The sequence below is a fragment of the Ruminococcus gauvreauii genome, assembly GCF_025151995.1.
Lineage (GTDB): Bacteria > Bacillota > Clostridia > Lachnospirales > Lachnospiraceae > Ruminococcus_G > Ruminococcus_G gauvreauii.
The window spans coordinates 2,536,175-2,557,708 of record NZ_CP102290.1 but is presented as its reverse complement, the minus strand read 5'-3'; the positions used below and the strand labels follow the sequence as shown (position 1 = coordinate 2,557,708).

At 49.7% G+C, this 21,534-nt stretch carries 17 protein-coding genes; 5 read left to right on the top strand and 12 right to left on the bottom strand.

Annotated elements, in window-relative coordinates:
* Positions 1-99: 99 nt before the first annotated feature.
* The 3 genes from rimI to tsaE are packed head-to-tail and all read right to left on the bottom strand — an operon-like array spanning position 100 to position 1,684.
* Positions 100-534, bottom strand: coding sequence for a ribosomal protein S18-alanine N-acetyltransferase (rimI, locus tag NQ502_RS12270; protein WP_044983643.1), 435 nt, complete (start codon positions 532-534; stop codon positions 100-102).
* Positions 531-1,250, bottom strand: coding sequence for a tRNA (adenosine(37)-N6)-threonylcarbamoyltransferase complex dimerization subunit type 1 TsaB (gene tsaB / locus NQ502_RS12265; RefSeq protein ID WP_028530282.1), 720 nt, complete (start codon positions 1,248-1,250; stop codon positions 531-533). Before tsaB ends, rimI begins: the two co-directional genes overlap by 4 nt.
* A complete protein-coding gene (gene tsaE / locus NQ502_RS12260) occupies positions 1,247-1,684 on the bottom strand; it encodes a tRNA (adenosine(37)-N6)-threonylcarbamoyltransferase complex ATPase subunit type 1 TsaE (RefSeq protein WP_028530283.1) in 438 nt (145 codons plus the stop codon). Before tsaE ends, tsaB begins: the two co-directional genes overlap by 4 nt.
* A 193-nt stretch (positions 1,685-1,877) precedes the next feature.
* Between tsaE and NQ502_RS12255 the strand changes: the two genes are divergently transcribed.
* Positions 1,878-2,396, top strand: coding sequence for a peptidylprolyl isomerase (locus NQ502_RS12255; protein WP_028530284.1), 519 nt, complete (start codon positions 1,878-1,880; stop codon positions 2,394-2,396).
* Here NQ502_RS12255 and NQ502_RS12250 read toward each other — a convergent pair.
* Complete coding sequence (locus NQ502_RS12250) at positions 2,393-3,067, bottom strand: YigZ family protein (protein ID WP_028530285.1); 675 nt, start codon at positions 3,065-3,067, stop codon at positions 2,393-2,395. The genes NQ502_RS12255 and NQ502_RS12250 overlap by 4 nt on opposite strands.
* Before the next feature lie 137 nt (positions 3,068-3,204).
* Here NQ502_RS12250 and NQ502_RS12245 point away from each other — a divergent pair, with 137 nt between their 5' ends.
* On the top strand, positions 3,205-5,907 hold the full coding sequence (locus NQ502_RS12245; RefSeq protein WP_044983644.1) for a transglycosylase domain-containing protein: 2,703 nt from the start codon (positions 3,205-3,207) through the stop codon (positions 5,905-5,907).
* A 235-nt stretch (positions 5,908-6,142) separates the two neighbouring features.
* On the opposite strand, the gene NQ502_RS12240 is transcribed toward NQ502_RS12245, so the two are convergent.
* The 4 genes from NQ502_RS12240 to ftsH form a co-directional block, all read right to left on the bottom strand.
* Positions 6,143-7,078, bottom strand: coding sequence for an ROK family glucokinase (locus NQ502_RS12240; protein ID WP_028530286.1), 936 nt, complete (start codon positions 7,076-7,078; stop codon positions 6,143-6,145).
* Entirely contained in the window at positions 7,078-8,013 is a 936-nt protein-coding gene (gene hprK, locus NQ502_RS12235) for an HPr(Ser) kinase/phosphatase (RefSeq protein WP_028530287.1), read from the bottom strand. The genes NQ502_RS12240 and hprK overlap by 1 nt, the downstream gene beginning before the upstream one ends.
* Before the next feature lie 277 nt (positions 8,014-8,290).
* Positions 8,291-10,150: an excinuclease ABC subunit UvrC gene (gene uvrC / locus NQ502_RS12230; RefSeq protein ID WP_028529528.1), complete on the bottom strand. Its 1,860-nt coding sequence runs from the start codon at positions 10,148-10,150 to the stop codon at positions 8,291-8,293.
* Positions 10,151-10,155: 5 nt separating this feature from the next.
* A complete protein-coding gene (gene ftsH, locus NQ502_RS12225; RefSeq protein ID WP_083963430.1) occupies positions 10,156-12,126 on the bottom strand; it encodes an ATP-dependent zinc metalloprotease FtsH in 1,971 nt (656 codons plus the stop codon).
* Positions 12,127-12,322: 196 nt separating this feature from the next.
* On the opposite strand from ftsH, the gene NQ502_RS12220 reads away from it, so the two are divergent.
* Together NQ502_RS12220 and NQ502_RS12215 are read left to right on the top strand one after the other, a co-directional pair.
* The gene (locus tag NQ502_RS12220; protein ID WP_028529529.1) at positions 12,323-13,801 is read left to right on the top strand and encodes a DUF1846 domain-containing protein; all 1,479 of its coding nucleotides are present in this window, start codon (positions 12,323-12,325) and stop codon (positions 13,799-13,801) included.
* Positions 13,802-13,893: 92 nt separating this feature from the next.
* Complete coding sequence (locus tag NQ502_RS12215; RefSeq protein ID WP_028529530.1) at positions 13,894-15,504, top strand: CTP synthase; 1,611 nt, start codon at positions 13,894-13,896, stop codon at positions 15,502-15,504.
* 94 nt (positions 15,505-15,598) lie between these two features.
* Here the strand turns inward: NQ502_RS12215 and NQ502_RS12210 are convergent, their stop codons facing one another.
* Both NQ502_RS12210 and galE read right to left on the bottom strand, forming a co-directional pair.
* Complete coding sequence (locus NQ502_RS12210; protein WP_028529531.1) at positions 15,599-15,988, bottom strand: 4Fe-4S binding protein; 390 nt, start codon at positions 15,986-15,988, stop codon at positions 15,599-15,601.
* 133 nt (positions 15,989-16,121) lie between these two features.
* Positions 16,122-17,138 carry a UDP-glucose 4-epimerase GalE gene (galE, locus tag NQ502_RS12205; RefSeq protein WP_028529532.1) on the bottom strand — a complete coding sequence of 339 codons (1,017 nt, stop codon included), beginning with the start codon at positions 17,136-17,138 and terminating at the stop codon, positions 16,122-16,124.
* A 154-nt stretch (positions 17,139-17,292) separates the two neighbouring features.
* On the opposite strand from galE, the gene NQ502_RS12200 reads away from it, so the two are divergent.
* Positions 17,293-18,225, top strand: a complete 933-nt coding sequence (locus tag NQ502_RS12200; protein WP_028529533.1) for a LysR family transcriptional regulator — start codon at positions 17,293-17,295, stop codon at positions 18,223-18,225.
* Positions 18,226-18,233: 8 nt separating this feature from the next.
* Here NQ502_RS12200 and NQ502_RS12195 read toward each other — a convergent pair whose 3' ends face one another.
* Together NQ502_RS12195 and NQ502_RS12190 are read right to left on the bottom strand one after the other, a co-directional pair.
* On the bottom strand, positions 18,234-19,085 hold the full coding sequence (locus NQ502_RS12195) for a leucine-rich repeat domain-containing protein (RefSeq protein WP_028529534.1): 852 nt from the start codon (positions 19,083-19,085) through the stop codon (positions 18,234-18,236).
* Between the two features lie 19 nt (positions 19,086-19,104).
* Positions 19,105-21,528, bottom strand: coding sequence for a transglutaminase-like domain-containing protein (locus NQ502_RS12190; RefSeq protein ID WP_028529535.1), 2,424 nt, complete (start codon positions 21,526-21,528; stop codon positions 19,105-19,107).
* Between the last annotated feature and the right edge of the window lie 6 nt (positions 21,529-21,534).

The window sequence follows — 21,534 nt, the reverse complement described above, 5'->3', positions numbered from 1 at the left end:
GGAGTCGCTGTCTTTCGTTCCACAATTGCATTATATATCATTTCAAATGCAAATCCCAGTGGGAATGGTTTGCAGATTTAGAAAAAGATAGCACCTCTGCTATCTCCTGACCATCATGATACCGTCTTCCGCCGGTTCTTCATAATAGTTTCTGCGGACTCCAAGCTGCACAAATCCGAGCTTTTCATACAGCCTGATCGCCGGAGTATTGCTCTCGCGCACTTCCAGATGGATGGTGGTAACCCCTGCATCGGAAGCTTTTCTGATCAGCTCCTGCACAAGCAGCTTCCCGATACCCTCGCCCTGTCTGTCTTTTCTCACTGCAACATTTGTGATATCTCCCTCGTCAAGGACCGTCAGTACTCCGCAGTACCCAAGAATCTCCTGATCGTCTTCAGCCACAAGAAAGATAGCATCCTCTCTTATTAAGAAGGTAAAAAAACCGGTCTTTGTCCAGGGAACCGAAAAATTTTCAGTTTCAATGGGCATCACCTGCTCCAGATCATCAATCTGCATGTCTCGTATCGTCATCATACTGTCTTCTCTTCCTGTTTCAGTTTTTCCTCGCGTTCCCGCTCCGCCTGGGAAAGCCTGAGATACTCGGGCTGATATTCCGCCGCTCCCAGCACTTTTCCCTGCACAAAATAAATCTCTCCCAGCGCGGCCACAGCGCCTGCCCTCTGCTTATTGACGTGCGCCGGTGCAAACGAATACGGCACACACATTTCCTGCTGCAGTAAATCCCGGTATACCGGCACGCCGTCTCCCAGAAAGATGACTTCTCTCCCCATCTCATTCAGCCACGCTGCCACATCCGTCACAGCTGCCGCAGTCTGCTCCCGGATCACTTTCAGCCGATGTTCTTCAAACGTATAGAATCCCGTATAAACCTGATTTCTCCGTGCGTCCATCATGGGACATATGATTTTTTCACAATCATACAGATTATACGCCAGAGCATCCACTGTAGGTACCCCTATGATCGGCTTATCAAGCGCAAGCCCCAGTCCCTTCGCTGTCGCGGAACCGATCCGCAGCCCTGTAAAGGAACCCGGTCCGGCCGCGATGGCTATCCCATCGATCGTATTCAAATCCAGGTCGATCATCGTTCCGATCGTATCAAGCATCGGAAGCAGGGTCTGCGAGTGTGTCTTTTTATAATTCACTGTATATTCCGCAAGCAGCACTTCATTTTCTACAACCGCAACTGACGCCACAAGTCCGGAGCTGTCCAGCGCCAATATTTTCATAATTTTTCTTCCATCCCTTCTATTATAATCCGCCGGTAGTCAAACCCCTTTTCCGGCTCTTTCAAAATGGTAACCCGGATGCATCCTTCAGGGAGAAGTTCTTCGATCAGCTCCGCCCACTCGATCAGGCAGACACCTTCTCCAAAAAAGTAATCATCGTAACCAATCTCTTCCATTTCTTCAATATCGCTGATCCTGTATACGTCAAAATGATACAGCGGCAGCCGCCCTGCATCATACTCCTGAACGATCGTAAAGGTTGGACTGCAGACGGGTTCTGTGATGCCCAGTCCTTTTGCCATCCCCTGTGTAAACACTGTCTTGCCGACACCGAGGTCCCCTGTCAGTGTATAAATCTGCCCTGATTTCGCCTGTCTGCCGATACGCATGCCAAGCGCAAGCGTCTCATCGGGCTGATACGTTTCAAATATCATCTGCTCCTCCAATCACCCGCTCACCGGATTTCTAAAGTTACACTGGATTATAGCACACCCATTCTGAGCTTACAACTGCCTGCCCTTGCAACTTTTTCCAAAAACCCTTATAATGTTCATATTCTATGATACCAGGGGCAGAAAATCTTCTGACTCCAACATCATTCTACAAAACAAAAAGGAGAACGATACTATGGCAAATCCAATCGTTACCATCACGATGGAAAACGGCGATGTCATGAAAGCAGAATTATATCCGGATATCGCACCGAACACAGTCAACAACTTTATTTCACTCATCCAGAAGGGCTATTACGATGGCCTGATCTTTCACAGAGTCATTCCGGGATTTATGATCCAGGGCGGCTGCCCGGACGGAACGGGCATGGGAGGTCCCGGTTATTCCATCAAAGGTGAGTTCGCTCAGAACAATTTCAAAAACGACCTCTCACATACGCCGGGCGTTTTGTCGATGGCACGCGCCATGCATCCCGACTCTGCAGGTTCTCAGTTCTTTATCATGCATAAAACATCACCGCATCTCGACGGTGCCTATGCAGCTTTTGGAAAAGTAACCGATGGACTCGACGTTGTAGACAAAATCGCCAATGTTTCCCGCGACTATAACGACAAACCGCTCACTCCCCAGCGCATTGCATCCATCACGGTGGATACACTCGGCGAGTCATATTCTGAGCCGGAAACATGTTAATTTTCTTCGGCTAACAAGGCATCACCTGTGAGGATCATCTTATCCTTCACCGCAAAATATAAATCCTCCTCCCTGTGAATCATGGCTTTACCGCTGGTGGCTTCCGTGATATCGGACTGAAGTTTCCCTGCCAGACTCACAGGCAGGAGGATTTTCATATCCACATCTTCCCCATAGATCACATCCATAATCGGAATATCCTGCTGTCCGAGCAGATACTGTATTTTCCCCAGACCATTGTAGTCGGTCTGCACTGAGAACAGAGCGCCATATTTCCGCTCTATGATCTCACATGCCTGCAGCCCCTCCTGCACAGACCGGGAATATGCACGCACCAGCCCGCCGGTGCCCAGCAGTGTTCCCCCGAAATATCGCGTCACCACAGCTGCCGCATAACATACCCCTGAGCCGAGCAGCACGTCCAGCATCGGTTTCCCGGCCGTTCCCGACGGCTCGCCGTCGTCGCTGCACCGCACCTTTTCCTGGCGCTGTCCGATCGCATAAGCCCAGCAGTGATGTCTGGCATTCCAGTGCTGTTTTTTTACCTGTTCGACAAATTCCAGCGCTGATTCTTCATTTTCCACATACCTCAGGGATGCAATAAACCGTGACTTTTTCTCCACGATCTCGGCTTGTCCGCCCCTGTAAATTGTCTTATATTGTTCTATCATGTCGCCTTCCCGTTCTTTTTCTTTTTTCCTGTCAAAACCATTGTACACGCTTCTAAAGAAATTGTGAAGTTTTTATTTGGGGGCTTTCCTTAATATTTCTATTTTGCTATAATGTACGCAGAATAGGAGGTTCTTTCATGAATTTTGGAAAAAACAAAACCTTAAAAAAGCAGAAAGCCCTGAACTCTTCCGCTCCGATGCTTGGCAATAAAGCGGGAGTTTCTTTTTTAAAGGTACTGTTTATTGCTTTGATTTCCTTCGGTGTCATCTGTATCAGCCTTGTGTTCGGCATTATTAACGGTATGATTGACAGCGCCCCCAATATCAGTGATGTCAATATTATGCCCAGCGGTTACGCAACGTTCGTATATGATACCAACGGCAATCAGCTGCAGAAACTGACGTCCTCTTCCTCAAACCGTATGTCCGTATCCATCGACAAAATAGCACCCGATATGCAGCATGCGATCGTGGCAATTGAGGATGAGCGTTTTTATGAACACGAAGGCATTGATGTGCGTGGTATTCTGCGTGCTTTTGTAAATGGTGTCTCCAATGGTTTTAATTTTAATGAAGGCGCCAGTACACTGACACAGCAGCTGCTGAAAAACAATGTCTTTACCAACTGGACCGATGAAGGTAAAATTGAACGTTTTAAACGAAAATTTCAGGAACAGTATCTTGCGCTTCAATTAGAGAAATCTCTGAACAGACAGGGAAAAGATACAAAAAACATCATTTTGGAGAACTACCTTAATACTATCAATTTTGGAGCCGGCACCTACGGTATACAGGCCGCCTCCCAGAGGTACTTCAATAAAGATGCTTCTGAGCTCACACTGTCAGAATCTGCTGTTCTGGCTGCGATTCCTCAGAACCCGACAAAATTTAACCCGATCAACCACCCGGAAGAAAATATCGAACGCCGCAACAAGGTTTTATCCAACATGCTCAGCCAGGGATATATCTCTCAGAGTGAGTATGAAACGGCACTTGCGGACAATGTATATGACAGGATTCAGGAGACGGATTCTTCGCAGGAGCAGGCTGCACCGTATTCTTATTTCATCGATGAGCTGATCGATCAGGTCATTAACGACCTCCAGGTCCAGAAGGGATATACCGAAGTCCAGGCACAGAACGCTCTTTACAGCGGAGGCCTTCGTATTTATACAACCCAGGACCCTGTCATCCAGGGAATCTGCGATGATGAATATGCAAATCCGGACAACTTTCCGGAGGAGAGCCAGGTTGGCATCGACTGGGCGCTCTCAGTCAAAAAAACGGATGGAACCGTACAAAACTACAGTGTAGAAATGATGCGTCTTCATTTCAAAGATATCGATCCTGATTTTGAACTTCTGTTCGACTCGCAGGAGGAGGCACAGAGCTATATTGATGCTTACAAGCAGAGCGTCGTGCTTCCGGGAGAAACCGTCATCGGCGAACGAACAAGCTTTTCACCGCAGCCACAGTCTTCTCTCACGGTTATCGATCAGCATACGGGATATGTAAAAGCCATCGTCGGCGGACGCGGTGAAAAAACTGCCAGCCTGACACTCAACAGGGCGACAAACACTTACCGTCAGCCCGGTTCCACGTTTAAGATTCTGTCCACGTATGCACCGGCGCTCGATCAGGGACTGACACTGGCAACCACATATGAAGATGAGCCGTATGAATATGAAGACGGAACCAAAGTACGAAACTGGCTGTCCGACAGTTACAACGGTACGACAACCATCCGTTATGCGATCGAACAGTCCATCAACGTGGTGGCTGTCAAATGTCTCACAGAGATCACACCTCAGCTTGGTTTTGATTACCTTCAGAATTTTGGATTTTCAAATCTGATCACATCCAAAACCATCAACGGAAAGGTATTTTCGGATATTTATCAGCCGCTTGCACTCGGAGGTATCACATACGGTGTGACCAACCTGGAGCTGGCTTCAGCCTATGCTGCTCTCGCAAATGGGGGCACGTATATCAAACCGATGTTTTATACAAAGATTCTGGACCAGGACGGCAATGTCATACTGGAAAATACCGCCCAGGAGACCACCGTCACCAAGGAGAGCACCGCATATCTGCTGACGAACGCCATGGAAGATGTCGTGACCAAAGGAACCGGAAAGAACCTCCGCCTGGATGATATGACGGCCGCAGGTAAAACCGGTACAACATCCGCATACAATGACGTATGGTTCGCGGGGTACACACCTTACTACACATGTGCTGTATGGGCGGGATATGACAACAACGAAAAATTATCTCCGAATGGAATCGGCAGGACCTATCACCAGATTCTCTGGAGAAAGATCATGAACCGTATTCATGAAAACCTTCCGGACAAGAATTTTCAGATGCCAACCAGTGTGACGGAGGCTACCGTCTGTCAGATTTCCGGAAAGCTGGCGTCATCCGGATGCCCGACCATCAAGGAGTATTTTGAAAAATCGACGCTCCCAACGGAGCGCTGTTCTTCCCATCAGAAGACGAATACAGATTCCACTTCGCATAATACCTATGGAAGCGGCAGTTCCAGAAGCAGCAGTTCTTCCGACAGTTATGACCGCAGCGATTACGGCAGCAATTCCTCCGGCGGAAACAGCTACACCCCATCCAATGACTCTCAGCCATCGGATGATAATCGTGATGACCGTTACGACGGGCCTGGTGATGCTTCGGATGATGATACCGGCGATGATTCCAGCGGCAGCAGTGATTCTGACGACAGGGAAGATTCCGGCAACGGGGAGGATTCCCCCGGAAACAGTGATTCCGGAGGCAATCGGTATGATGACTGGCGGGATTATTTAGAAAACAATGAAGATTAGAGAAAGCCGCCTGACGTTAGCGGCCTTCTCATCAATAGGGAGAAATTGGGGTGTTATCCCCGATTGGGTATGAAAAAGGGCGTTGTTCTCCAAGAGAACAACGCCTTTGTTGCAAGCTGTTTTCCAGCTCACATATATTGTATCCGACAGATAGCTTTCTGTCAAGCATTCTCATCACCAAATTGCATACTGCATTCTGCATGTCTTTCGTCAAACTGTACAAAGCAGCTGTATGTTACGGCAGTACCAGCTTGGCGGATCCGTAAATGCCCGCGTCATTTCCCAGCTCTGCCAACACAATCGGAGTACCCTTACATGCTGGAAAAGCATCCCGCTCATAATACTTCCGTATCGGCTCAATCAGTACATCGCCGGCTTTGGACACGCCCCCGCCTATCACGATCCTTCCTGGATCCACCACACACGCATAGATAGAGAGCGCATTCCCCAGATACTGTGCAAACTTCTCCACCACGCGTCCTGCAAGTGCATCCTGCTGTTTATACGCATCAAAGACATGTTTCGCCGTCACTTCCTGCGCACGAAGCAGGGATTTCTCCTCGCATCCGGAAAGCTCCATCCTCGCAAGCCTTACAATCCCGGTCGCAGAAGCCATCTGTTCCAGGCAGCCGTGATTTCCGCAGTTGCAGACGGCTGTTTCCGAGGGTTCCACACAGGCATGTCCGATTTCTCCTGCCGCTCCGTGCTCCCCGGCTACGATCTTTCCGTTTACGATAATGCCCCCGCCTACACCGGTGCCAAGAGTTACCATGATCATATTGCGGCATCCTTTGCCTGCCCCCTGCCACAGTTCGCCCAGAGCTGCTGCATTTGCATCGTTGGCAGCACACACCGGAAGGTTCAGCATATCCCCCAGCTCCCTGACCAGGTGTTTGTATCCCCAGTGCAGATTTACCGCCTGCGAAGCCTCTCCTTCATCATTGACAGGACCCGGAACGGCAAGGCCGACACCGCAGACCTGTTCATTTGTTAATCCTCTCTCACGGATTACCCGTTTTACTTCCCCTGCTGCATCAGAGAGTATATATTTTCCCTGTTCCTCCAGCCTCGTAGGAATTTCCCATTTTTCCAAAAGGGTGCCGTCCGTCATAAAACAGCCCAGTTTAATGGTTGTTCCTCCTACATCGATACCAAAACAATATTCGCTCATCAGCGGTCCTCTCTTTTTCGGGTCATATTTGCCTGCACTCGGTTGTAAAGCTCCTGTGCTGCGTTATAACCCATCTTTTTCTGACGATGGTTGACTGCTGCAGACTCTACAATGATGGCCAGGTTACGTCCCGGGCGGATCGGAATTCCATGACATGCAACCTTATTGCCTAAAAACTCCGTATATTTTTGTTCCAGACCAAGTCTGTCGTATTCTTTATCCCTGTCCCATTCCTCCAGTTTGATCACCAGATCGATGGACTGTGTATTCTTAACGCTTCCGACACCGAACAGCGTCTTTACATCAATAATTCCGATTCCCCGAAGCTCTATAAAATGACGTGTGATATCCGGAGCCGAACCTACCAGTGTCTCATCACTCACCTTTCTGAGTTCGACGACGTCATCACTTACGAGACGATGTCCACGCTTGATCAGTTCAAGGGCTGTCTCGCTCTTTCCGATGCCGCTCTCACCCATGATCAGTACGCCTTCGCCGTATACATCCACAAGAACCCCATGGATGGAAATACAAGGAGCCAGCTGAACGTTCAGCCACCGGATGATTTCCGCCATAAAATTAGAAGTCGTACGATCCGACTGAAGTGTCGGTACCTTATATTTCTCAGCGAGTTCCAGCATGTCCTCATCCGCTGTCGTCTGTGTGGTAAATACAACACACGGGATTCCCTTTGAGATAAATCCCTCGTAGGATTTTATTTTCTCTTCCCTTGTCAGATGCATCAGGTATGTATACTCTACATAACCGATGATCTGCACACGCTCGGTTGCAAAATGCTCCAGATATCCCGCCAGCTGCAGTGCCGGACGGTTGATGTCAGGCATCTCAATTTTAATCTGGTCGTGGTCAATATCCGGAGTCAGGTTTTTCAGATTCAGTGTTTCTATAATTTTACTGAGTTCAACTGCCTTCATATCCTGCTCCTTATCCTTTTACTTTTTCTTTTAATACGCATTTCCTGTTATACCCATGATGCCCCGTGTGCAGCAGCGGCACAGCAACGCAGTTGCTGTGGACTGCACTCTGTGCAGTCATTATACCGCGTGTACTGAAAAACAAGCAGCCCGCAGGGATATTTGTTTTTCAAACCGCGGCTTGCCTGGTATCATCCGCTGTGCAGCAGCGGCACAGCAACGCAGTTGCTGTGGACTGCACTCTGTGCAGTCATTATACCATAGCCACTCTGCAGCTTCAAGAATTCTCTGAGTCTTCCGGATGGAAAAATGCGTAGACTTTCCGTGCGCTGTCCGCGTTCATAGACGGCAGTTTCGCCAGCTCTTCCTCACTGGCTGCTCTGATATTATCCAGCGACTGATAATGCTTCATCAAAGCCTTTCTGCGCGCCGGTCCCACACCCGGGATATCATCCAGAATCGAATGGACCTGCCCCTTGCTGCGCAGCAGCCGATGGTATTCGATCGCAAAACGGTGTGCTTCATCCTGAATCCTCGTGATCAGCTGAAACCCCTGTGATGAATGGTCGATCGGTATTTCTTCGTTTTGAAAATAAAGACCTCTCGTTCTGTGTTTGTCATCCTTGACCATACCACAGACCGGTATATCAAGGTTGAGTTTTCGCAGTACCTCACAGGCAATATTGACTTGCCCGCGACCTCCGTCCATCATTACCAGATCCGGAAAACGCAGAAATCCTCCCTGATTTTGTTCCGCTTCCTGCTCCTTCAGCCCCCTCGTAAACCGGCGCGTCAGTACTTCTTCCATGCTGGCATAATCATTCGCCCCTTTCACGGAACGGATCTTAAATTTCCTGTAGTCATTTCGCTTCGGCTTTCCCTTTTCATAGACGATCATCGAACCGACGGATTCAAACCCGCTGATATTGGAGATATCAAACGCCTCAATGCGGTTAAGCGAATCCATATTCAGCCAGCCGGCGATCTCTTTCAGCGCACCAATCGTACGCCCTTCCTCACGCTTCAGCCGTTCCTTGTCCTGGTTCAGGACCAGCCGGGCATTCTGTCTGGCAAGCTCCACGAGTTTCTCCTTGGTACCTTTTTTAGGGACCCGAACGTATACCCGCTGCCCTCTCACCTTAGTCAGCCATTCTTCAATCACTTCCCGGTCATCGATGTCATACTGGATCATCAATTCTCTGGGGACAAACGGCGTCCCTGAGTAAAACTGTTTCAGAAAGCTGGAAAGGACCTGCTCTTCGCTGTCCTCCCGTGCAACACTCAGATAGAAATGGTCTCTCCCGATCAGACGTCCCTCCCTGACAAAGAACACCTGCGCAACCGCATCATTCTCATCAGCGGCGATGGCGATTACGTCCTTGTCCTCCCCGTCACTTCCCGTGATCTTCTGCCGTTCGCCGATCCGCTTTACGCTTTTCATGAGATCCCGGTATTCCATGGCCTCCTCAAAGCGCAGCTCCTCTGATGCCTCCTGCATTTTTTCTTCCAGTTCTTTTAATACGGTCTTAAAATTACCGTTCAGGAAATCCAGTACACTCTCAATGTTCTTCTGATACTCTTCCTTTGAAATGTTTCCCTGGCAAGGCGCCATGCACTGGCCGATATGATAATACAGACACGGGCGTTCTTTCCCCTGGTCCTTCGGAAGGTTCCTGCTGCAGGAACGTATCTTATACAGCTTGCGCATCAGTTCGATCGTATCCTTTATAGCGCCCGCACTCGTATACGGCCCGTAATATTTACTCTTATCTTTCTGCATGCGGTGCGAAAAGAGCACCCTCGGGTACTCTTCCTGAATCGTTACTTTTATAAAAGGATAGCTTTTATCATCTTTCAGCATCGTATTGTATTTCGGCCGGTGCTCTTTGATCAGATTGCATTCCAGCACAAGCGCTTCCAGCTCCGAATCTGTGATAATATACTCAAAGCGGGCAATCTTCGTCACCATCTGCTCAATCTTCACGCCCTTGTTTCTGCTGCTTTGAAAATATTGACGCACACGGTTTTTCAGACTGACCGCTTTTCCTACATAGATGATCTCATCCTTTTGATCATGCATAATATAGACTCCCGGCTTAGCCGGGAGTTTTTTTAATTCTTCTTCCAGATTAAACATAATTATCATTCCGTCAGTGTTGTATTGTCCGCAGTTTCTGAACTGTCTTCAGACGCCGCAGTTTCCCCGGTAATCGCCGGCTGTTCCTCAGACACTGCGTCAGACTCCTCAATGCCGTTTACCCTGTGAAAGATTTCCATGAATTCTTTTCCGGTAATGGTCTCTTTCTCAATCAGAAAATCTGCAATCTTATCCAGTGCCTCTCTGTTGCCCGCCAGCAGCTCCTTTGCCTTTTCATAGGACACACGCAGCAGCTCCATCACCTCATGGTCAATCTCCGTAGCGGTATCATCCCCGCAGTTCATCACAGTCCTTCCATCCAGATACTGGTTCTCTGCACTCGCAAGACCCATCAGGCCGAATTTTTCAGACATTCCGTACTGTGTAATCATCGCCTTGGCAATGCTGGTCGCCTTCTCTATGTCGTTGGCAGCCCCGGTCGTAATATTACCGAATACGATCTCCTCTGCTGCACGCCCCGCAAGAAGTCCCACAAGCATCGCTTCCAGCTCGCTTTTCGTGTTCAGATATTTCTCCTCTTCCGGAACATGCATCACATAGCCGAGCGCCCCCATTGTTCTTGGGACAATAGTGATCTTCTGGACCGGCTCCGAATCTTTCTGAAGCGCGCTTACGAGTGCGTGGCCCACCTCGTGGTAGGAGACAATCCTTCGCTCTTCCTGGCTCAGGATACGGTCTTTCTTTTCTTTTCCGACCAGCACAACCTCTACCGCTTCCAGCAGGTCTTTCTGTGATACGGCTTTTCTCCTGTTCTTCACCGCAAGAATCGCAGCTTCATTGATCATATTCGCCAGATCCGAGCCGACAGCTCCTGAAGTCGCAAGTGCGATGCCGTCAAGATCTACCGTCTCATCCAGCAGTACATTCTTTGCATGTACTTTTAAGATATTGACACGTCCCTTTAAATCCGGACGGTCTACGATAACACGGCGGTCAAAACGTCCGGGACGCAGCAGTGCCGGGTCAAGAACCTCCGGACGGTTGGTCGCCGCAAGGATCAGCAGGCCTTTTGATGTGTCAAACCCATCCATCTCTGCCAGCAGCTGGTTCAATGTCTGCTCGCGCTCATCATTACCGCCTCCATAACGGCTGTCACGGCTTTTGCCGATGGCGTCAATCTCGTCGATAAAGATGATGCAGGGAGCATTCTTTTTCGCTTCTTCGAACAGGTCACGGACTCGCGATGCGCCGACGCCTACGAACATTTCCACAAAATCCGAACCGGACAGCGAGAAGAAAGGTACGTGCGCCTCACCGGCGACTGCCTTCGCAAGCAATGTTTTACCGGTTCCGGGAGGGCCTACCAGCAACGCTCCTTTCGGAAGCTTTGCTCCGATCGCAGTATATTTCGTCGGGTTGTGCAGGAAATCAACCACTTCCTGAAGAGATTCCTTGGCTTCATCCTGTCCTGCCACATCCTTAAACGTGACGCCTGTTTCTTTCTGCACATAAGCCTTGGCTTTGCTTTTGCCGACTCCTCCCATCATGCCTCCGCCTTTGTTCACGTGCTTCATCAGGAACGAAAGTCCTACAAACATCAGCACGATCGGCAGCACAAGGCTTAAGATCGTCGACATGACAGAGGCTGCCATGTTCGGCTCTTTCTTCTCAAATGTGATATCTTTTCCTTCCAGACGCTTCGTCAGGGCGCTGCCGTCCTCTGTCATGACAACCGTATAATTAAACTGAATCCCCTCGATCTTCTGTTCTTTCGGGGTGATAATCAATTTATCGGATTCCTGCACGACTTTGGATACTTCACCTTTGTCTACCATCTCGATAAACTTGTCATACGTGATTTCCTGATTTGCCGATCCACTTAAAAACACGCTGAAAACATTCCATAAAACCAGGATAACCAGCGTGCTGATCAGCAGAATAAGCAGGGACTGCCTGTTTCTCGGTCCATTGCCGCCAGGCCCTTCCGGCTTTGTATTTTTGGGGTTTTGTTCCATTCTTTATCCTCCTTGTATAACACCTTCTAATTATAAAGATTAAACCCGGATAAATCAATACGCAGTTTGTGAAAAGCCGGACACAATTCTAAAGTTTTCCTAAAAAAATAAGAAATGTCACTGGCACTGTCATTCTCTCTTGTAGTATACTGTTTTCATAGATAAATCATACAACATGGAAGCGAGAAGGAAACTTATGAAAAAAGGATTTGACAATGAAAAATATTTGGAGATGCAGTCCCGGCATATCAGGGAGCGTATTTCTCAATTCGATGATAAGCTTTACCTGGAATTCGGCGGCAAACTTTTTGACGATTATCATGCGGCCCGTGTTCTCCCGGGTTTTGAACCTGACAGCAAGCTTCGCATGCTGCTGCAGCTTGCCGACCAGGCTGAAATCGTAATCACCATCAATGCATCGGATATTGAAAAAAACAAAGTACGCGGTGACCTCGGCATCACATACGATACTGACGTGCTCCGCCTGATCGATGAGTTCCGGGATATGGGCCTCTTTGTCGGAAGCGTCGTGATCACGCAGTATTCCGGTCAGGACAGCGCACTGCATTTTAAATCGCGTCTTGAAAAAATGGGGATTCCGGTCTACATCCATTATATTATCGACGGTTATCCGTCGAATATTCCTCTGATCGTCAGCGAACAGGGATACGGTAAAAATGATTATATTCAGACCTCACGTCCGCTTGTCGTCGTAACGGCTCCGGGGCCGGGAAGCGGCAAGATGGCAACCTGCCTGTCTCAGCTGTACCACGAACATAAGCGCGGGATCTGTGCCGGATATGCAAAGTTCGAGACTTTTCCGATCTGGAATATACCGCTGAAACACCCGGTCAATCTCGCTTATGAAGCGGCAACTGCTGATCTGAACGACGTCAATATGATCGACCCGTTCCATCTTGATGCCTATCATGTAACAACCGTCAACTATAACCGGGATGTTGAGATTTTTCCGGTCTTAAATGCCATTTTTGAGCGTATTTTCGGTAAGAGTCCTTACAAGTCGCCGACTGATATGGGCGTCAATATGGCCGGCAACTGCATCTTTGATGACGAAGCCTGCCGCATGGCATCCTGCCAGGAGATTCTGCGCCGTTACTATCACGCGCTTGCGGATATCGCCGCCGGTGCAGACAAGGAAGAAGAAGCCTTTAAGATCGAGCTGATCATGAAGCAGGCACAGATTTCCACCGGTGACCGCCGTGTCATTGCTCCTGCCCTGGAGCGCGCAAAGGCGACCGGTGCACCTGCCGCTGCGATCGAGCTTGCGGACGGAACCATCATTACCGGCAAGACCTCCCGCCTTCTCGGCGCCTGTTCCGCGCTTCTGCTGAATGCCCTGAAGCATCTGGCGGGGATCGAACACAACCAGCACGTGATATCGCCGGAAGCGATTGCCCCGATTTCACGACTTAAGACCAAGTATCTGGGAAGCGTCAATCCGCGGCTTCATATGGATGAAGTTCTGATCGCACTCTCGACCTCCGCGGCGACCGATCTCTGCGCACAGCAGGCTCTTGAGCAGCTTCCGAAGCTTGCCGGCTGCCAGGTGCACAGCTCTGTTATCCTGTCGTCCGTAGACATGAAACTTTTTAACAGACTGTCTGTTCAGGTGACAACGGAGCCGCAATACGAAAACAAACAGTTGTTTTTCTGACAAATTCCATTTTTTTATTGTATTATCCTCCTGATCTGTTGTATACTATTTCAGTATTTTTTTAACATATAGATATGAGAAGGAGGAGAATTATGCCAGTAAAATATGTATTTGTGACGGGCGGTGTTGTATCCGGTCTCGGAAAAGGTATCACGGCAGCTTCCCTGGGACGCCTGTTGAAAGCCCGGGGCTACAAAGTGACCATGCAGAAATTTGACCCATATATCAACATCGACCCCGGAACCATGAACCCCATCCAGCACGGCGAGGTATTTGTGACAGACGACGGTGCTGAGACTGATCTTGATCTCGGTCATTATGAACGTTTCATCGACGAGAGCCTGGACAAGAATTCCAACGTCACAACGGGAAAAATTTACTGGTCCGTACTGCAGAAAGAACGCCGCGGCGATTTCGGCGGAGGTACTGTCCAGGTGATACCGCATATCACAAACGAAATCAAAAGCCGTTTCTACCGCAATTTCACCTCTGAAGATACACGGATTGCCATTATCGAAGTCGGCGGAACGGTTGGCGACATCGAAAGCCAGCCATTCCTCGAGGCAATCCGCCAATTCCAGCACGATGTGGGACATGAAAATGCCATTCTTATCCACGTCACCCTGATTCCTTATCTGAAAGCATCCGGCGAGATGAAGACAAAACCAACCCAGGCCAGCGTCAAGGAGCTGCAGGGAATGGGAATTCAGCCTGATATCATCGTATGCCGTTCCGAACTTCCACTTGATCAGAAAATCAAAGACAAGATCGCCCTGTTCTGTAACGTTCCAAGCAATCACGTACTGCAGAACCTGGATGTGGAATATCTCTATGAAGCCCCCCTTGCAATGGAGCAGGAACACCTGGCACAGGTTGCCTGTGAATCACTGCATCTGAAATGCCCCAAACCAGATCTGAGCGACTGGATCTCCATGGTCAAGGCACTCCGCAATCCCACGCAGGAGGTGACCGTCGCACTGGTCGGCAAATATATCGCCCTGCACGATGCCTATATCAGTGTCGTTGAGGCTTTGAAGCACGGAGGCATTGCAAGCCATGCAACCGTCAATATCAACTGGGTGGATTCTGAACTGCTGAACAGTGAGAACGTTTCCGAAATCCTGAAGGATGCCGATGGTATCCTCGTACCCGGAGGCTTCGGCGACCGGGGAATCGAAGGAAAAATACAGGCCATCCGCTATGCGCGGGAGCACCAGGTGCCTTTTCTGGGTCTCTGCCTCGGCATGCAGCTTTCTATCGTGGAGTATGCGCGCAATGCCGCAGGATGTACGGACGCCCACAGCATAGAACTCGATCCGGCAACCGCACATCCTGTGATCGCGCTGATGCCGGATCAGAACGGCGTGGAGGACATCGGCGGAACCCTCCGCCTCGGTGCATATCCCTGCATTCTGGATAAGACTTCCAGAGCTTACCGGCTGTACGGTCAGGAGACGATCTATGAGCGCCACAGACATCGCTATGAGGTAAACAATGACTACCGGGATCTGCTCACCAGGAGCGGGATGACACTTTCCGGCCTCTCCCCTGACGGGCGCATCGTAGAAATGGTAGAGCTGAAGGATCATCCGTTCTTCATTGCAACCCAGGCGCACCCGGAGCTCAAGTCAAGGCCGAACCGCCCCCATCCCCTGTTTAAGGGTCTGATTGCGGCAGCGCTTGAAAACAGGAAGGAAGAATGACATATGACCGCCTCCCTCTGATCCGCCAAAGAACGGGAGCGCCGTAAATAACCAAAACACGGTTATTTACGGCGCTCCCTATGTATTCCTGTTATTAATCTTCTTTAATCGCGAGTACATCCATCGGACAGGCTTTTACGCAGATACCGCAGGCGCTGCATTTTCCTGCAACTTCGCTGTCTGCAGCTTTTACCATAACGCCAAACGGACAGGCTTCGACACACTTTCCGCATCCGGTACATTTTTTCTTATCTACCATGTAAACGCCCTTTGCATTCTGGGTGATCGCTCCGGCCTCACACGCCTCTGCACATTTCCCGCACTGCGGACATGCAAGAACCTGAGGAGAACCGTCTTTCTTGGCTCCGATCTGCAGATATGCAACAGAAACATCCGGTCTTTTGTAAAAAGCCTGTGAACATGCATTTGCACATTCAAGGCATGCCATACATGCGCTTTTATTCACCGCTACTAATTTTTTCATTGTAACCCTCCTGTGGTATATATTTTTATTGATATTATTTCTCCATAAACCCTATTATATAGGATTATTCGTCGGTATTCAACAAAAAATATAGCGATTTATAAAATTATGTTGTGCAAAGTTTTATACATTCTCAGGAATCGTATCCGTCGGGATTCATCGACTGCCATCTCCAGGAATCGGCGCACATCTCCTCGATTCCGAAACGCGCCTTCCATCCAAGTTCCCGCTCTGCCTTTGACGGATCCGCATAGCAGGCTGCTATGTCCCCTGCCCTTCTCGGTTTGATTTCATACGGGATCTCTTTTCCGCACGCCTTCTCATACGCCTTTACCACGTCCAGCACACTGTAGCCGATGCCTGTTCCCAGATTATAGATGGAGACTCCCTTCGATGCGGTCAGTTTCTCCAGCGCTTTCACATGCCCGCCAGCAAGGTCGACTACATGAATGTAATCCCTGACGCCTGTTCCATCCGGTGTGTCATAATCATCGCCGAACACTCCGAGACATTTAAGTTTGCCGACGGCCACCTGTGCGATGTAGGGCACGAGATTATTCGGTATGCCCTTCGGATCCTCCCCGATCAATCCGGACTCATGTGCCCCGATTGGGTTGAAATAGCGCAGCAGCATGACATTCCATCTGGGATCGCCCACATTAAAATCCGTCAGGATCTGTTCCAGCATGCCCTTCGTCTGTCCGTAAGGATTCGTAATCTCTCCTTTTGGGCATTCTTCCGTGATCGGCACGAACGCCGGGTCCCCGTATACGGTCGCAGAAGAACTGAACACTATATTAAAACAGTTATGGCTGCGCATCACATCACACAGGATCAGCGTGCCCGTGATATTGTTATAATAATACTCAAGAGGTTTTTCAACAGATTCACCCACAGCCTTCAGACCTGCAAAATGAATCACCGCATCGATACTCTCTGAGTCAAATACCTGCTCCACAAACGGCCGGTCCAGCAGATCACCCTGATAAAATACGGGTCTTTTTCCTGCGATCTGAGCGATTCTCTCCACCGCTTTCGGACTGGAATTGCACAGATTATCCAGAATCACAACGTCATATCCATGGTTCAACAGTTCCACGCAGGTATGGCTCCCGATATACCCTGCACCGCCGGTCACTAAAATTTTCATAACGCTCCTCCTTGTGTAATGGCTTACTGGTATCATTATACCACAGCTACGCCCGTCCTCACAGTTTTTTTTGCCGTACTATTGTTATCAGACCCATTGTTCTGATACAATACCCTTATAATGAGCCTATTGTTTCTGAAGGAGAGGAGCCACCATGACGTTACGCCATCTTCGTATTTTCATAGCAGTCGCCGAAACAAAGAGTATGAGTGAAGCGGCGCGCCAGTGTTTCATCACCCAGCCCACCGTCAGCCAGACGATCCACGAGCTGGAAGAACACTATGGCACGCAGCTGTTTGAACGCCTGTCCAGGAAACTGTACATCACAGATTCCGGCACACGGCTTCTGTCCTACGCCCGCCAGGTCGTCGATCAGTTTGAGATCCTTGAGCACAGTATGCTGGACAATCCTGCAAGAGAAACGCTTCACATCGGCGCGACCATCACCGTCGGCACCTGCCTGCTTCCGCAGATCCTGAATGATTTTGAACAAAAAATGCCCGGCATAGACACGTACGCCTGCATCAGCAATACGGCAGAGATCGAGCAGAAATTACTGGATTCCAGCCTGGATATCGGCATCGTAGAGGGTAATGTGCAGTCTCCCGAACTGATTTCCATTCCGATGATCGAGGATTACCTTGTTCTCGCCTGTGACCGCTCCCATCCCTTTGCCACGCGCAGGATCATCCGGGCAGAAGAACTGGAATACGAGAAGTTTGTAATGCGGGAATCCGGCAGCGGAACCCGCGCATTGTTCGAGCATTATCTGCACCGCCACAATCTGCAGGTCACGATCGGATGGGAGGCCAACAGCCCCCTCGCAATCCGAAATGCCATTCTGTACAACCGGGGCCTGTCGGTCATCTCCGTCCGGCTGTTTGAACAGGAAATACTGACCGGCGACATCCATGTGATATGCCTTGCCTCAAGGGAATGGGAACGTACCTTTAAACTTGTCTATCACAAGAATAAATATCTGACTCCGTCCATAGAAGCCATGCGCAGTATCCTGCCCAATTACCGCAGGCCTGATTTTCTGGGGGGCATCGAAGTCGGACTGCTTCAGGATAACATGTACGAGTGAACCCGTACTTATACGTACTCCGTCTTAAAACCGTACTCCCGGCAGTATTCGTCGACTGCCGACCCTTTCCGGCACCGGATCGTGGCACTTCTGTTGATGATCCACTCCCCGATCATATCAGGATCATGCAGGATTTCAAGAGTCTTAAGCCGGTTGCACCCGTGGAAAACCCACCGCCCGATCCTCCGGACGCTCGGAGGTACGGATACCTCCGTCAGCATACCGCATTTAAAAAACGCACTGTCTCCGATCTCCACCAGACCCTTTGGAAGATTCAGATGATCCATCATGGTAAAATAGAACGCCTCCTCCCCGATGTAGCGCACTGTAGGTGGAAGTTCTGCGTCCGTCAGCTGCTTGCAGCGGTACAGCGCCCTTCTCTCAATCCTCTGCAGATGGTCCGGAAACTGCATGGACACCATACCGGTACAGCTATCGAAGACACCCTCTCTCAGAATCTGGAGCTGGGAATCTCCCTCAAATACCACTTTTTTAAGCTTCTTGCATTCTCTGAATGCTCCCTCGCCAATACGTTTTACGCTTTTGGGTATGAACATTTTTCGAAGATTCGGCGTATGGGCAAACGCCTTCCTGCCGATGACCTTCATGGTCTGCGGCAGGATGATCTCCCGTTCGATCTGCGAACCCTCGAAAGCACTGTTGCCGATGATGGCACACGCCTCCGGAAGTTTCAGGGAACGCACCTTCATATTATTGCATAATGCCTTATCCCCGATAAACTGATAATATTTCGGGATCTGGAGCACATGACTTCTGTGTTTGACTGCCATATCCCTGCGGTATGTGCCATTCATCTTCTGAAGCTGCTGCCAGTTTTGTTCATTGAATATTACTTTCAACCTGTCTCCCCCGCTTCCGTCAGTACATAAAATCCCAGAATTTCATGCGTATTTTCTTCCTGAATCTCGTCTCTTTTAAAATATTTTCCCTCATTTTTCCGGTAACTTTCAATACCTCACGGCGCTCCTCCCCGCTGATCATCCGGTCGCTGTAAGCGCCCCGCTGCACAATATCGATCATATTCCGGTATTCCCCGGCAGCCGACTCATCAAAATGTTCTTCAATTACACCGCATACGTCGTAACGGGAACCACTCCCGTTCCAGAGTCCGGCATAACACAGCCACTTATCCAGATACCTGCAGAGAAGGCAGACCGCAGTCCTGTCATCAGCCTCTTTGATCGCGCGCAGTTCTCTGTGCATCGCATGACGTTTTACAATGATATAGACGATGAACAGCAGCAGCCACAGCGCCAGCATGACAAGCGCGCCCAATAAGATCCAAACTCCTATGTCGGATGCTTCCTTCTTCTTCTGTTTTTCCTCATCAGGAGGCGTATCCGGTGTGTCATCCTCTATCTGCTCGGATTCACCATCGTCAGCTCCACCCTCATCTCCCTCTTCTCCAAACATGGAGGACTGGGAAATTTCATACTCCGGACGTTCCATCTTGTCGAGATACGGAGGCGTCACCTCCATCGGCACCCAGCCGATCCCGTCCTGATAGATCTCCACCCAGGCGTGGGCTTCTTTGCCGGTCACACTGATCTCGCTGTAACTCTCCGCGTCTTTTACCAGTTCCGGCGTGATCAGATACCCTTCCACATAGCGTGCCGGTATGCCAAAGTAGCGATACATCATCACAGCAGCGGTAGCGTAGTGGACAGAATATCCTTTTGCGGATACTTCCATGAAATTCTTAAGGAAATCACCGCCCGTAAATTCCGTAATTTCCTCCGAATAGGTGATTTTTTTGTTCAGATATCCCATCACCGCCGCATTTGCATCTTCGTAAGCCAGATGGGTCCCCTCCCCGGCAGGTTCCATCTTCAGATGTGCCTGCAGCAGCGTCATGATATCCCGGGGGACCTCCGTATACTGTCTGTAAACAAATGCATTATAGTAGCTCTCTGCTTCCGTATAGTTCCTGAATTCCTCCTGACCTTTCCGATTATAGAATTCAGCGGCGATCTGGGGATACTGCCTGACCATATTAAAAGAGGTCTCATACTGATACAGACGGCTTCCGAACAGTCCTTTGGAGCCGATGCGCTCGTCTCCGATCACTGCGGCCTGTTCCATCTCTTCCGGATTACTCTCGAGCTCGTACGGTGTATAGATGTATTTACTGTTTGCATTTACATTCTGTACCGTCACTTTGACCATCTCATCCTCTGTATCCGGATGTTCCAGCCGGTAAATACCGGGCAGCTGTGTCAGCGCGTTAAATCCCTTTTCATGAAGCCCCGCAAGCAGCTCTTTGTTCTCGTAGAAGACCGGTTTCTCGGTCTCTTCCCATCCTTCTGAGGTATAAACGCTCCCTACATACCCTCTCAGATACATGGAGGTCGGTTTATCCATCACAACCTTCAGCGCCGTCTTGTCTGTCAGCACCAAATCCTTCAGCCCGGTGAACTGCCCCTGAGTAAACGAATTTGTCTCATCTTTTTCATAGCGGATTTCATCTGATATGCTGTGGATCTTTCCCCTGAGAGCGGTGACAAAGCCTGCTGTCTGATAGGAATCCGCCGGCAGCGCGGCCCGCAGTGCAAACAGTCCCGCAGTAAAGATCACCGTAAGCAGCGCAAGCATTTGGACCAGCGCCGCATTCCTCGAAATCCCCGCATTTTTTCTGTTTTTGGTGCCTTGGGCGCCGTTCCCTGCAATGCACAGTATGACTCCCAGCAGCAGGACAATAAGCGGCCAGGATGATTCCTTCACGCCGAACACCATCTGCAGCACCAGAAGCGGAAGCAGCAGCAAAAACATCAGATAATTGTTCCTGCTCTCCGCCACACTGTGACAGATCAGCGCCAGAAACACGGAAAATATCCCGACAAACAGCAGATAACATAATAGATATGACGCTTCCGCTGCCGTGACTTCAAATGCATCCTTCATGACTCCCAGATGATGTCCCAGCTGTCCCAGTGCGTCATTGCAAACCAGCAGCAGCCCCTGGTATACCGGTGTCTGTTTCAGCAGAACCACAGCCAAAAACACCGCAAACAATAAGCCGCATAACACATATCCCACTTTTTTAAGCCGCCCGCCGGCCAGCAGCAGGACCAGCACCGCCAGTCCGGCCACCGCCGCCGCCCATACCTGCTGCGGCACGGCGAACATGGACAGCAGAGACAGTATCACGCCTGCATAAAGCACACCGACACTTCCCGCCTCGTTTATCCCCTGAAGGAGTCTCCCTTTCGCCGAAGATTCCTGCACAATCTCTATTTTTAACCCCGGAATCTTTTTTCTGGATCTTCTTCTCGTCTCACTCATAACAGT